Here is a 13,346-nt window from a genome sequence, read left to right as displayed (position 1 = left end):
GCCACGCCACGACAGCCAGGCGCGGATGCAGGCAGGGAGGGCAGGCAATATGAACGCTGTGGTCATACGGGTGCGCGGGCAGGTGCAGGGCGTTGGCTTCAGGCCCTTCGTCTGGCAACTCGCGCAGGAATTTGGTCTGACCGGCCGGGTCTGGAATGACGCCGAAGGCGTGGGGATCGAGGCGGCGGGGCCGGGGCTGGATGGATTCGTAGCGGCGCTGACCGCGCGGGCGCCGAAACTGGCGCGCGTCGACGCGGTGGAGGTGGCGACGTTCGGCGGTGCCCTGCCGCCGGGGTTTGAAATCGCGGAAAGCCGGGGCAGGGGCGCGGAAACCCGCGTGACGCCGGATGCAGCGACCTGCGCCGCCTGTGCCACGGAAATTCGCGGGACGGGCCGCAGGCAGGGATATGCCTTCACCAATTGCACGCATTGCGGCCCGCGTTTCACCATTCTGAACGGGCTGCCCTATGATCGGGCGCAGACGACGATGGCGGCCTTTCCAATGTGCCCGGATTGCGCTGCGGAATACCGCGACCCTGCTGACCGGCGCTTCCATGCTCAGCCGGTTGCCTGCCCTGCCTGCGGCCCCCGGCTCTGGCTGGAGGTGGCGGGGCAGGATATGCCGGGCGACGCGGTCGCGCTGGCGGCAGATCTGTTGCGGGCGGGGGCGGTGTTGGCGATCAAGGGGCTTGGGGGCTTCCATCTGGCCTGCGACGCGGCAAATCCGGTGGCGGTGGCGACCCTTCGGCACCGCAAGTACCGGCCGTCGAAACCGCTGGCGCTGATGGCGCAGGAGGCGGCGCTGCAAGGTGTGGTAGTTCTGTCTGGGGCGGATCTGGCGCTGCTCCGTGACCCGGCGGCGCCCATCGTTCTGGCGCCGTCGCGCCAGATCCTGCCCGAGGTCGTGGCGCCGGGCATGGCCGAGCTTGGCGTGATGCTGCCCTATACCCCGCTGCACCATCTGCTGTGCGACGCTTTCGGCGGCGTTCTGGTGATGACGAGCGGCAACCTGTCCGGCGAGCCGCAGGTGACCGGCAATGCCGAGGCGCGTGAGAAGCTGTCGGGGTTCGCCGATGCCTTCCTCCTGCATGACCGCGAGATCGCGCGGCGGCTGGATGACAGTGTCGAACGCAGCACGCCGCCAATGGTGCTGCGCCGGGCGCGGGGCCGGGTGCCCGGAACGCTGGCCCTGCCGCCGGGATTTGGGACTGCGCCGCAGGTGCTGGCGCTGGGCGGGCAGATGAAGGGTGCCATCTGCCTGACGAAGAACGGACAGGCGCTGCCGGGGCATCACTTGGGCGATCTGGATGACGCGCTTTGTGCCGATGAATTCGGAAAGGCGGTGGCCGATTACCGGGCGCTGTTCGATCATCGCCCCGAACTGGTCGCCGTCGATGCCCATCCCGGTTATCGCGCGACCCAGGCCGGGAAAGCCATGGGCCTTCCGGTGACGGAGGTCTGGCATCACCACGCTCATATGGCCGCCTGTCTGGCCGAGAACGGCTGGCCGCTGGAGGGGGGAAATGTGGCGGCGATTGTCCTTGATGGCACCGGCCTCGGCCCTGACGGAACGCTCTGGGGCGGTGAGGTGCTGTTGGGCGATTACCGTGGGTTCGAACGCAGGTTCTGGCTGAAACCCGCCCCGCTGATCGGGGGCGACAAAGCGGCGCGCGAACCCTGGCGCAATGCACTGGTGCGACTCGATCAGGCGGGGCTGCCCGACTGGGCGGATGCGTTGTTTCCGGGTCGTCCGCGCGATCTGGCGAGGCAGGCGGCGGCCAAGGGAATCAACGCGCCGATGTCCTCCAGCGCGGGGCGGCTATTCGATGCGGTGGCGGCCTGTCTGGACATTTGCGCGGAGGGGCAAAGCTACGAGGGCGAGGCCGCGATGCGGCTGGAGGCGCTGACACGTCATGTGCCCGATCAGGGCTGCGGGTATGACCTGACCCTGCATGGGACCGAATTCGACCCGGCTCTGCTCTGGCCCGCAATGCGCAATGACCTGCGGCACGGCCTGCCGACCGAGGTGATAGCTGAACGGTTTCACGCCGGGCTGGGGCAGGCATTCGCCGGTGCCGCGCGTCAGCTGGTCGAAAGCGGCGCGGCGCAGGCGGTGGTGCTGTCGGGCGGTTGCTTCCAGAACACGCGCCTGCTGTCGGCGGTGGAGGCGGGGCTGCGTGGGCTGCCAGTGCTGAGCCATCGCCTCACGCCGGCCAATGACGGCGGGCTGGCGCTGGGGCAGGCGGTTGTCGCGGCGGCGCGGAGCTTGGGCGGTGCGGAAAGCCGCTGACCGCCTGTCCGGGCAAGTGATTAGCCCGCGACCGGCGCTGCCTGACCATATCTGCATCAACTATCTGAAATAAAATAAGATTATTTCCGGCATACTTGCGCGCACTTTCATTTTGTGCGGCCGGTCGGGGCCTGTTTTCCTGTGCAGCGGGAGCCTGCGCCATTTGGCCGTGGGGTGGAACGATGAAGGGAGGCCAGCCTTGAGCCAGATCGAAACCTTCTATGAGGTGATGCGCAAACAGGGGATCACCCGGCGCAGCTTCATGAAATATTGCGCGCTGACCGCCAGCGCGCTGGGCCTTGGCCCGGCCTTCGTGCCGAAGATCGCACATGCGATGGAAACCAAGCCGCGCACGCCGGTCATCTGGGTGAACGGGCTGGAATGCACCTGCTGTTCGGAAAGCTTCATCCGGGGGGCGCATCCGCTGGCCAAGGATGTGGTGCTGTCGATGATCTCGCTCGACTATTCCCACACTCTGATGGCTGCCGCCGGGCATCATGCCGAAGCCGCGCTGCAAGAGACCATCGACAAATACAAGGGCAATTACATCCTCGCGGTCGAGGGCAATCCGCCGCTGAACGAGGATGGCATGTTCTGCATCGTCGGCGGCAAACCCTTTGTCGAGCAACTGAAACATGCCGCCGAACACGCCAAGGCCGTGATCAGCTGGGGCGCCTGCGCATCTTACGGCTGTGTGCAGGCGGCGGCGCCGAACCCGACGCGCGCGACGCCGGTGCACAAGGTCATCACCGACAAGCCGATCATCAAGGTGCCCGGCTGCCCGCCCATCGCCGAGGTGATGACCGGCGTGATCACCTACATGCTGACCTTCGACCGCCTGCCCGAACTGGACCGTCAGGGCCGCCCGGCAATGTTCTACGGGCAGCGAATCCATGACAAATGCTATCGCCGCCCGCATTTCGACGCAGGCCAGTTCGTCGAGCACTGGGACGACGAGAATGCGCGCAAGGGCTATTGCCTTTACAAGATGGGCTGCAAGGGGCCGACCACCTATAACGCCTGTTCCACCGTGCGCTGGAACGAGGGCGTCAGCTTCCCGATCCAGTCGGGCCATGGCTGCATCGGCTGTTCCGAGGACGGATTCTGGGATCAGGGCTCTTTCTATGACCGGCTGACTAACATCAAACAATTCGGCATCGAAGCCAATGCCGACAAGGTGGGCATGACCGCTGCCGGTGTGGTGGGCGGTGCCGTTGCGGTGCATGCCGCCATATCCGCGCTGAAGCGGGCCCAGAAGAAGAACCAAGAGAAAGTGGAGGGTTAAGCCATGGGAGTGACGACGCCGAATGGCTTCACCCTTGATACGGCAGGGCAGCGCGTGGTGGTCGATCCGGTGTGCCGGATCGAGGGCCACATGCGCTGCGAGGTGAACGTGGACGAGAACAACATGATCCGCAACGCCGTTTCGACCGGGACGATGTGGCGCGGGCTGGAGGTCATTCTGAAGGGTCGTGACCCGCGGGATGCCTGGGCCTTCACCGAACGGATCTGCGGGGTCTGCACGGGCACGCATGCGCTGACCTCGGTGCGCGCGGTCGAGGATGCGCTGGGGATCACCATTCCCGACAATGCCAACTCGATCCGCAACATCATGCAGCTGAACCTGCAAATCCATGACCATGTTGTGCACTTCTATCACCTGCATGCGCTGGACTGGGTGAACCCGGTCAACGCGCTGAAGGCCGACCCCAAGGCGACCAGCGAATTGCAGCAGATGGTGTCGCCCAACCACCCGCTGTCCTCGCCCGGTTATTTCCGCGATGTGCAGAACCGTCTGAAATCCTTTGTGGAATCCGGGCAACTCGGGATCTTCAAAAATGGCTACTGGGATAACCCGGCCTATCTTTTGCCGCCCGAAGCCGATCTGATGGCGACCACGCATTATCTGGAGGCGCTGGACCTGCAAAAGGAGATCGTGAAAATCCACACGATCTTCGGCGGCAAGAACCCGCATCCGAACTGGCTGGTGGGGGGGGTGCCCTGTCCGATCAACGTGCATTCCACCGGCGCGGTGGGCGCGATCAACATGGAGCGCCTGAACCTCGTTTCTTCGATCATCGACAAATGCATCGAATTCAACCGCAACGTCTATCTGCCCGATGTCGTCGCCATCGGCGGCTTCTACAAGAGCTGGCTCTATGGCGGCGGCCTGTCGGGAAAATCCGTGCTGGCCTATGGCGACATTCCCGAAAATGCCAATGATTTCAGCCCCGGCCAGCTTTATCTGCCGCGCGGCGCGATCATCAACGGCAACCTGAACGAAGTGCAGGATGTCGACCAGCGCGACCCGGAGCAGGTCCAGGAATATGTCGACCATTCCTGGTACGAATATGCGGGCGCCGAACCGGGCAAGGGCCTGCATCCCTGGGATGGCATCACCAGCCCGAAGTTCGAGCTCGGGCCCAATGCCAAGGGCAGCAAGACCAATATCGAACAGCTTGACGAGGGCGGGAAGTACAGCTGGATCAAGGCGCCGCGCTGGAAGGGGCATGCGATGGAGGTGGGGCCGCTGGCCCGCTATGTCGTGGGCTATGCCAAGGGACATGAGGATATCCGGAACCAGGTGGACGGGTTGTTGCGGACGATGGATCTGCCGCTGAATGCGATCTTTTCGACCCTGGGACGCACGGCGGCACGGGCGCTGGAATCCGAATATTGCGGCCGTCTTCAGAAGCATTTCTTCGACAAGCTGGTCGCCAATATCAAGGCCGGAGATGAAAGCACCGCCAATATCGCCAAATGGGACCCCTCGACCTGGCCGAAAGAGGCGAAGGGCGTGGGCGCGACAGAGGCGCCGCGCGGGGCGCTGGGCCACTGGATCAAGATCAAGGATGGCCGCATCGAAAACTATCAATGCGTTGTGCCGACCACCTGGAACGGCTCGCCACGGGATGTGGCAGGCAACATCGGTGCTTTTGAGGCCAGCCTGATGGATACCAAGGTCGAACGCCCCGAAGAGCCGGTCGAAATCCTGCGCACGCTGCACAGCTTTGACCCATGTCTGGCCTGCTCGACCCATGTCATGTCGCCCGATGGTCAGGAGCTGGCCAGGGTCAAGGTTCGCTGAGGGAGGAAAAGCGATGAAGAAACTGACACTTGCCGGTCTGCTTGCTCTGCTGGCCGCCCCGGCGATGGCCCATACCGGGCATGGCGCGACCGATGGGTTCCTGCACGGTTTCCTGCATCCGCTGAGTGGGGCCGATCACCTTCTGGCGATGCTTGCCGTGGGCCTGTGGTCGGGCTTCGTGCTGCCGCGCCGGGTCTGGATGGGCGCGCTCACCTTCATGACCGCGATGACGGCAGGGGCGGCGGTGGCCTGGGCCGGGTTTTCGCTGCCGCTGCTGGAAAGCTGGATCACGCTGTCCGTGCTGGCTTTCGGTCTCATCACGCTGTTCAGCCGCCGCGGACAGGCAGAGGGCATCACGCAGGCCACGCTGACGGCAATCGGCCTGTTTGCATTCTGTCACGGTCAGGCTCATGCCATCGAGGCGCTGGGCGATGTGCCCACCTATCTTGGCGGTTTCCTGCTGGCGACGGCCCTGCTGCATCTGGCAGGGATCGGGCTGGCCCGTGGCCTGGCGGAACGCAGTATGGCGCAGCGGCTGATGGGCGCGGGGATTGCGGCTTCCGGTCTTTACCTTCTGGTGGGCTGAGCCATGGCAAGCCCTTCCTCCAACATCGCGGCACATGATGTCGCGCCCGAGGATATGGCGACGGTCAGTCGCCAGACCTCGATCTATGTCTACGAGGCGCCGGTGCGGATCTGGCACTGGGTCAATGCGGCGGCCATTCTGGTGCTTTGCGTGACGGGGTATTTCATCGGTCGGCCACCGCCCTCCATGCAGATCGGCGAAGCGGTGGAGCAGTTTGTCTTCGGCTATATCCGTTTCGCCCATTTTGCCGCCGGAATGGTGCTGACGGTCGGTTTTCTGGGCCGGGCCTACTGGGCCATTGTCGGCAACCATCATGCCCGGCAGCTGTTCTATGTGCCGGTCTGGCGCGGGCATTTCTGGAAAGAGGTCTGGTTCGAGATCCAGTGGTATCTGTTCCTCGCGAAAGAGCCGAAGAAATATGTGGGTCACAACCCGCTCGCGCAGCTGGCGATGTTTTTCTTCCTGACGCTGGGGGTCAGTTTCATGATCGTGACCGGCCTCGCCCTTTACGCCGAAGGCGCGCAGGAGGGCAGCCTGACGCATCTGCTGTTCGGATGGGTGCATGGTCTGGTCTGGAACACCCAGCGCCTGCACACGCTGCATCATCTGGGCATGTGGTGGATCGTCATTTTCATGATCGTCCACATCTATGTCGCGATCCGCGAGGACATCATGAGCCGCCAGTCCATCGTCTCGACGATGATCTCCGGGCACCGTACCTTCAAGGATGACCGGCCGGACTGACGGTGGGAGCGTGTCGCGCGGGCAGGGGCCGGGGGAAACCTTCGGCCCCTGGCTGTTCGGTGCTCAGGGCAGGAGGACGGGCGTCCGGTCCCCGCCAGCGTAGCGGCGCAGCACGGCGGGATAAAGCCGGTGTTCCTGCACCAGCACCCGTGCCGCAAGGCTGTCGGCGCTGTCTCCCGGCATCACCGGCACCCGCGCCTGACCCAGCACCGGGCCATCGTCCAGCACCGCCGTCACCTCATGCACTGTGCAACCGGCCTCGGCATCGCCCGCATCCAGTGCACGCTGATGCGTATGCAGCCCCGGATATTTCGGCAGCAGCGAGGGGTGGATGTTCAGCATCCGCCCTTCGAACCGGCTGACGAAAGCCGGGGTCAGCACCCGCATGAAGCCCGCGAGGCACAGGATATCCGGCTCCGCCGCCTCGATATGTTTCAGAAGGTCGGCCTCGAAGCCCGCGCGGTCCTTGCCGAAGGGGCGGTGATCCACCGCCGCCGTCGCAATCCCGGACGCCGCAGCCTTCGCCAGCCCGCCCGCGCCCGGATCGTTCGACGCGACCAGCACCGCGCGCGCCGGATGATCGCCGGTCATCGAATGGACCAGCGCCACCATGTTGGAGCCACCCCCGGAAATCAGGATGGCGACGCGCTTCACAGCAGGCGGCCCTTGTAGATCACGCCCTCGCCCGCCACCACACGGCCCATGCGGCAGACAGTCTCGCCCTCGGCGCGCAGCAGCGCCTCGATCTCGTCGGCGCGGTCGGCGGCGACCGCCAGCATCATGCCGATGCCGCAGTTGAAGGTCTTGAGCAGCTCCGGCTCGCTCATCCCCGCCGTTTCCGCCAGCCAGCGGAACACCGGCGGCAGGGTCCATGCGCCAAGATCGATCTCGCAGGCGAGGCCCTCGGGCAGCACGCGGGGCGGGTTTTCGGTCAGGCCGCCGCCGGTGATATGCGCAAGCGCATGCACGCCGCCCGCCCGCACCGCCTTCAGCGCCTGTTTCACATAAAGCCGCGTCGGCGCCAGCAACGCCGCGCCCAGAGTGCCCTCGCTGAAGGGCGAGGCCGCATCCCAGCCCAGACCCGACAGTTCCACCACCTTGCGCACGAAGCTGTAGCCGTTGGAATGAACCCCGTTGGAACCCAGCCCCAACAGCACGTCGCCCTCGGCCACGGCCTTCGGCAGATCCTCGCCGCGTTCCATCGCGCCGACCGCGAAACCGGCGAGGTCGAAATCGCCCTTGTGATACATGCCCGGCATTTCCGCCGTCTCGCCACCGATCAGCGCGCAGCCCGACTGAACGCAGCCCTCTGCAATGCCCTCGACGATGCGGGCGGCCTGATCCACGTCCAGCTTGCCGGTGGCAAAGTAATCAAGGAAGAACAGCGGCTCGGCGCCCTGGCAGACCAGATCGTTCACGCACATCGCCACGAGGTCGATGCCGATCGTATCGACATTGCCGGTGTCGATGGCAATGCGCAGCTTGGTGCCCACGCCATCGGTGGCGCCGACAAGGATCGGATCGCTGTAGCCCGCCGCCTTCAGATCGAACAACGCACCAAAGCCGCCCAGCCCCGAAACGGTGCCCGAACGGCTGGTCCGCTTCGCCGCCGGCTTGATGCGCTCGACCAGCGCATTGCCCGCGTCGATGTCCACACCGGCGTCGGCATAGGTCAGTCCGTTCTTCTGCGTGGTCATGGCGGGCCCCTCGTCACGGCGATTCATCCGGCCCTGCGCTTACCGCAAGGCGGCCAGCGGGGCCAGAGGAAACCGCCCGCCGCCCGCAGGCTTGACCCCCTGTCGCCTTGTGCTAAACGCAGGTCAGGCCGGGCCTGTAGCTCAATGGTCAGAGCAGGGCGCTCATAACGCCTTGGTTGGGGGTTCGAGTCCCTCCGGGCCTACCACTTCCCCCGGATCATCGGGGCAGTGTGTTCAGCGCGCGGTAAGGCGCGGCGGGCCATCGGTGATATGGCCGATCAGGTTGGCCGGGCTGCCTTCTGCATGAAGAGCCGCAAGCACGCTTTCGGCCCGCCCGGCCGGGAGGCAGGCAAGAAAGCCGCCGGAGGTTTGCGGGTCGAACAGCAATGCGGTTTCGGGGCGATCCGCAGGGGCGCTCAGCCGACCGACCAGCAAAGCCCGGTTTGCAGGCGCCAGCGACGAGGCGACACCTGCCGATGCCAAGGCTGCGGCGCCGGGCAGCAGCGGCAATGCCGCCAGTCGCAGATCAGCGGCGGTGCCCGAGGCCTCGCAAATCTCCAGCAGATGCCCGGCGAGCCCGAAGCCGGTCACATCGGTCAGGGCGCGGGCTTCGGCTGCGAGCAGCCTCGCCGCCGCCAGCGGTGCCGTGGTCATCGAGGCCAGCGCCGCCGCATAGGACTCCCCCAGCAGGCCACCGGGCAGGCGGGTGCCCGCCATCTCGGCCGCCAGAATGGTGCCGGTGCCCAGCGGTTTGGTCAGCAGGATCGCATCGCCCGGTTGCGCGCCGCCCTTGCGGCGGATCTGCGCGGCCTCGCCGGTGACGGTGAAGCCCAGGGTCAGCTCGGCACCGATGCTGGTATGCCCGCCGATGATAGCCGCCCCCGCCTCGGCAAAGGCGGCACCAGCCATGGCCATGATCTCGGCCAGCATTTCGGCCTGAAGCCGGTCTGACAGGCGGGGCAGGGTGATCTGCGCCAGTGCGGCGCGCGGGGTGGCACCCATGGCCCAGACATCGCCCATCGCATGCAGCGCGGTGATGCGGGCCATGATGCCGGGGTCAAGGCTGAAGGCGCGCAGGTGATCGGTTGTCAGCACTTCGAACCCCGTGCCGCGCCGGATCACCGCCGCATCGTCGCCGGGTCCGGTGACGATATCCGGGTCCGTCGTGTCGGGCAGGCGGGCCAGCGCCGCCGCGAGTGGCCCCGCGCCCACTTTCGCCCCGCAGCCGCCACAGAGCGGTTTGGGCCCCAGCGCCTCGGCCAGGCCCGCAGCCGCCGGTTGCGGCAGGGGCGGCACCGGCATCGCGGGATAGCTGGTGAACTTCGCCATGAAGGTGCGGTCGATCCGATCCTTCCAACGCCAGAGCAGTGGATGTGTCAGCCGCAGCCCGAACTTGTCGGCCACTGCATTCCGCCGCCCGGTCGAGACCAGCTTGAGGTAATCGCGCTGCGGCTGATAGTGGCGCATCGTGCCGGTTTCCGCCAGCGCCACGCGCAGGTTATGCAGCAGCACCGGCGCTTCGCGCACCGCAAAGACCCCGGCCTTGGCGCGCGGTGCATGGGACAGATGCGCGCAATCCCCTGCGGCGAAGATCGCGGGGTCCGAGCTTTGCAGCGTCGGGCCGACGGTGATGAAGCCGTCGTGCAGGTCCAGCCCGGTATCGGCAAGCCAGCCCTGCGGCCGCGACCCGGCGACGGAAAGCGTGAAATCCGAGGGCAGCTCGCGCCCGTCGGTCAGGGTCACACTTTCAGCCCGGATCTTCGCGGGCGTGGCGCCTGTCAGCAGCGTTACACCCTCGCGCGTCAGTTCTGCCAGCAGGGCGGCACGCGCACCGGTGCCGATATGGGGAAGGGCGGTTGCTTCGCGCTCCAGCAGCGTGACCTGTGGGGTTACGCCAGTACCGCGCAGCCGATGCGCCGAGGCCAGCGCCAGTTCGACCCCGCCGACCCCGGCTCCCACGATGACCACACGCGGGGCGGGGAGGGCGCGTGTGACGAAAGCCTCCCACGCCTCGGCGTAGGCACCGAGCGGTTTGGCGGAAATGCCATGCGCGGCATAGCCCGGCAGGTCCTGCAGGCCCGAGCCGATGCCGATGTCGACCGAGGCGATGTCATAGGCGACCGGCCCGCGCCCCTCCAGCAGCACATGACGGCTCGCGCGGTCGATCCCCACAACCCGGTCCAGGATCACCCTTGCCCCGGCAAAACGCGCCAGGGGCACAAGGTCGATCATGATTTCGTCACGCCGGTAATGCCCGGCGATCAGGCCGGGCAGCATGCCGGTATAGGGCGCTACCGGGCCGGGGTTGATCACGGTCAGCCGCGCGCCGGGCAGCGGCCGCATCCCCCACATCCGCAGCACGAGCGCATGCGCATGGCCGCCACCCACCAGCACCAGATCCCTTGTTTGCGGAAAACCCTGCATCCTGCCCCCGTCGCGCCTGCCGCAGCCTATCTGCCTCCAAGGGCCATGGCGAGAGGCGCGGCTGCGACATCTTGGGTCGCAGGCGGGGATGACCAGTCCCCGTGCGGCGGCTATCGGAAAGAGACGGAACAGGAACGGCGAGACATGAAATACCTTCTGGGCGTGGATACGGGCGGCACCTACACCGATGCGGCGATCATGGACGAAGCGGCGACGAAGGTGGTGGGCAAGGCGAAATCGCTGACCACGCGCGCTGATCTCAGCCTCGGGATTGGCCGTGCTGTCGATGCGGCACTGGCGGCGGCGCAGGTCGCGCCTGCCGATGTGGCCATAGTGTCGCTGTCCACCACGCTCGCCACCAATGCGCTGGTCGAGGGGCAGGGCGGCCGCGTCGCGCTGGTCTTCATCGGTTTCGATGCTGCCGATCTTGAACGCGGCGGGCTGACCGAGGCTTTGGGCGGTGATCCGGTGATCCGTCTGGCGGGCGGTCACGAACATTCCGGTGCCGAGTCCGCACCGCTGGATCTTGCCACGCTGGAAGCTGAGGCCGTGCGGCTGGCGCCCGATGTCATGGGCTTTGCCGTGGCCGCCCGTTTCGCCACCCGCAACCCGGCACATGAGGTCGCGGCCCGCGCCGCGATCCGTGCCGCGACCGGGCGGCCAGTGACCTGCTCGCACGAGCTTTCGGCCGGGCTGAACGGCCCGAAACGCGCGCTGACTGCCGTGCTGAACGCCCGGCTGATCGGAATGATCGACCGGCTGGTCGCGGCATGTGAGCGGCATCTGGCCGCTGTCGGCATCGACGCGCCGCTGATGGTGGTGCGTGGCGACGGCGCGCTGATTTCCGCCGCCATGGTGCGGGAGCGTCCCATTGAAACCATCCTCTCCGGCCCCGCCGCCAGCATCGTCGGTGCGCGCTGGCTGACGGGCGAGCCTGATGCGCTGGTCTCCGATATCGGCGGCACCACCACTGACGTGGCGCTCCTGAAAGACGGGTTGCCCGAGATCGACCCGGAAGGTGCGCGCGTCGGTGGCTTCCGCACCATGGTCGAGGCCGTGGCGATGCGCACCACCGGCCTTGGCGGCGATTCAGAGGTGCATCTGCTGCAAGCAGGGCTTGAGGGCGGGTTGCGGCTTGGCCCCCGGCGGCTGGTGCCGGTCTCGCTTCTGGCGGTCGATCATGCGGAGATGGTGCATGCGGCACTGGACCGTGCGTTGTCGGCCGAGGTCTCGGGCGATTTCGATGGGCGTTTTGTCATCCCGATGCAGGGCCAGACCGGCGGGCTGACCGCGCGGGAGGCCGCGCTGCTGGCCCGGATCGACGCGCCGATGCCGATGGCCCGCCCGATCACCTCGCGGCTGGAAGTGGCGGCGATGGACCGGCTGGTCGCGCGTGGGCTGGTGATGATTTCCGGCGTCACCCCTTCGGATGCCAGTCATGTTCTGGGGGGGCTGGCCGATTGGGATGCTTTGGCCTCTGAAAAGGCGCTGCGCCTGCTGGGGCGGCGGCGGACAGGGCGGGGCGAGCGTTTTGCCACCGATCCGGCGGTTCTGGCGCGGATGATCGTCGACCAGTTGACCGCGCAAACCGTCGATTGCCTGCTGGAGGCCGCCTTCGCCGAAGATCCGGCTTTCGCAGGTGAGGCGCCTGAGGTTCTGGCGCGCCACCTGCTGACCCGGCAGGGGCTGGCGCGGCATCGCGGCGTGGTTGACATCGGGCTGCGGCTGGCGGTGCCGGTGATCGGCCTCGGCGCCTCGGCGCCCTTTTATTACGGCGCGGTCGGGGATCGGCTTGGCAGCCGGATGATCCTCCCGGAACATGCCGGGGTTGCCAATGCCATTGGCGCCGTGGTCGGCCAGGTCAGCCAGCGCGCCACCGGCCTTGTCACCAGCCCCGGAGAAGGGCGCTTCATTGCCCATCTGCCCGCCGGCAACGTGCTGTTTTCCAGTGCTGATTCCGCCATGGCCGCGCTGGAGACCGCACTTGCCGACGAGGCGCGCCGCCGCGCCGCCCGTGCCGGTGCCGAGGAAGTGCATATCGCCACCCACCGCGACATCCGCGAGGCCGAGGTGGAGGGCAACCGCATGTTCCTTGAGGCCACGCTCAGTGTCACCGCCTCGGGGCGGCCGCGCGTGGCGCATGGCTGAAGCGGCAGGTGAGAAAAGTTGCGATTCCCGCTTGACCTCCCCGCCGGGCTTCACTAGGAACCGCGCCAGTGGCTAGGTAGCTCAGTTGGTTAGAGCACACGACTCATAATCGTGGGGTCGGGGGTTCAAATCCCCCCCTCGCCACCACTCAATCAAGTAATATCGAGCCGTTGGGTGGGGTGCCGGAAGTGGTGCGTTGGAGCGTCTAAACGATCTTCGTGTTGACGGTCCTTTTCCGGCAAATCAATGGCCCGACCGGGCTGACGCCCCGGGATCGGCGATCTGTGGTTTGACACTTCGAGCAACAGCAAATGCTACCGCTGGGGCGGGGCCAACTGGATCTCGGTGCAGGACGGCAATATTCCCGAT

9 protein-coding genes and 2 tRNA genes are annotated in these 13,346 nt (G+C 66.5%); 8 read left to right on the top strand and 3 right to left on the bottom strand.

The features are described 5' to 3' along the window. The first annotated feature begins 49 nt into the window (after positions 1 to 49). The 5 genes from hypF (at position 50) to cybH (ending at position 6,708) form a co-directional block, all read left to right on the top strand. Positions 50 to 2,290: a carbamoyltransferase HypF gene (gene hypF / locus IE126_RS17820; RefSeq protein WP_189381773.1), complete on the top strand. Its 2,241-nt coding sequence runs from the start codon at positions 50 to 52 to the stop codon at positions 2,288 to 2,290. Between the two features lie 199 nt (positions 2,291 to 2,489). Further along, the gene (locus IE126_RS17815) at positions 2,490 to 3,575 is read left to right on the top strand and encodes a hydrogenase small subunit (RefSeq protein ID WP_054304675.1); all 1,086 of its coding nucleotides are present in this window, start codon (positions 2,490 to 2,492) and stop codon (positions 3,573 to 3,575) included. A 3-nt stretch (positions 3,576 to 3,578) separates the two neighbouring features. Next, positions 3,579 to 5,378 (top strand): nickel-dependent hydrogenase large subunit, encoded by a 1,800-nt coding sequence (locus IE126_RS17810; protein WP_189381772.1) that lies wholly within the window; start codon positions 3,579 to 3,581, stop codon positions 5,376 to 5,378. A 13-nt stretch (positions 5,379 to 5,391) separates the two neighbouring features. Then, on the top strand, positions 5,392 to 5,964 hold the full coding sequence (locus IE126_RS17805) for a HupE/UreJ family protein (RefSeq protein ID WP_054304673.1): 573 nt from the start codon (positions 5,392 to 5,394) through the stop codon (positions 5,962 to 5,964). Between the two features lie 3 nt (positions 5,965 to 5,967). Next, entirely contained in the window at positions 5,968 to 6,708 is a 741-nt protein-coding gene (cybH, locus tag IE126_RS17800; RefSeq protein ID WP_054304672.1) for a Ni/Fe-hydrogenase, b-type cytochrome subunit, read from the top strand. Between the two features lie 63 nt (positions 6,709 to 6,771). Here the strand turns inward: cybH and purN are convergent, their stop codons facing one another. Together purN and purM are read right to left on the bottom strand one after the other, a co-directional pair. Further along, positions 6,772 to 7,362: a phosphoribosylglycinamide formyltransferase gene (gene purN, locus IE126_RS17795; RefSeq protein WP_189381771.1), complete on the bottom strand. Its 591-nt coding sequence runs from the start codon at positions 7,360 to 7,362 to the stop codon at positions 6,772 to 6,774. Beyond that, positions 7,359 to 8,405, bottom strand: coding sequence for a phosphoribosylformylglycinamidine cyclo-ligase (gene purM / locus IE126_RS17790; RefSeq protein WP_189381770.1), 1,047 nt, complete (start codon positions 8,403 to 8,405; stop codon positions 7,359 to 7,361). The genes purN and purM overlap by 4 nt, the downstream gene beginning before the upstream one ends. Before the next feature lie 130 nt (positions 8,406 to 8,535). On the opposite strand from purM, the gene IE126_RS17785 reads away from it, so the two are divergent. After that, positions 8,536 to 8,611: transfer RNA gene (locus tag IE126_RS17785), tRNA-Ile, on the top strand. Between the two features lie 28 nt (positions 8,612 to 8,639). Here IE126_RS17785 and selD read toward each other — a convergent pair. Then, positions 8,640 to 10,829, bottom strand: a complete 2,190-nt coding sequence (selD, locus tag IE126_RS17780; protein ID WP_189381769.1) for a selenide, water dikinase SelD — start codon at positions 10,827 to 10,829, stop codon at positions 8,640 to 8,642. Between the two features lie 144 nt (positions 10,830 to 10,973). Between selD and IE126_RS17775 the strand changes: the two genes are divergently transcribed. Both IE126_RS17775 and IE126_RS17770 read left to right on the top strand, forming a co-directional pair. Beyond that, positions 10,974 to 12,977, top strand: a complete 2,004-nt coding sequence (locus IE126_RS17775) for a hydantoinase/oxoprolinase family protein (protein ID WP_189381768.1) — start codon at positions 10,974 to 10,976, stop codon at positions 12,975 to 12,977. A gap of 70 nt (positions 12,978 to 13,047) precedes the next feature. Next, a tRNA-Met gene (locus IE126_RS17770) sits at positions 13,048 to 13,124 on the top strand. Positions 13,125 to 13,346 lie beyond the last annotated feature (222 nt).

The sequence above is a fragment of the Gemmobacter nanjingensis genome, from assembly GCF_014652195.1.
Lineage (GTDB): Bacteria > Pseudomonadota > Alphaproteobacteria > Rhodobacterales > Rhodobacteraceae > Gemmobacter > Gemmobacter caeni.
This window is presented reverse-complemented; position numbering and strand designations above follow the sequence as displayed.

Coding starts and splice junctions, on each gene's coding strand:
- IE126_RS17810 (WP_189381772.1), top strand. CDS start 3,579: ATGGGAGTGACGACGCCGAATGGCTTCACCCTTGATACGGCAGGGCAG.
- cybH (WP_054304672.1), top strand. CDS start 5,968: ATGGCAAGCCCTTCCTCCAACATCGCGGCACATGATGTCGCGCCCGAG.
- purM (WP_189381770.1), bottom strand. CDS start 8,405: ATGACCACGCAGAAGAACGGACTGACCTATGCCGACGCCGGTGTGGAC.
- hypF (WP_189381773.1), top strand. CDS start 50: ATGAACGCTGTGGTCATACGGGTGCGCGGGCAGGTGCAGGGCGTTGGC.
- IE126_RS17775 (WP_189381768.1), top strand. CDS start 10,974: ATGAAATACCTTCTGGGCGTGGATACGGGCGGCACCTACACCGATGCG.
- selD (WP_189381769.1), bottom strand. CDS start 10,829: ATGCAGGGTTTTCCGCAAACAAGGGATCTGGTGCTGGTGGGTGGCGGC.
- IE126_RS17805 (WP_054304673.1), top strand. CDS start 5,392: ATGAAGAAACTGACACTTGCCGGTCTGCTTGCTCTGCTGGCCGCCCCG.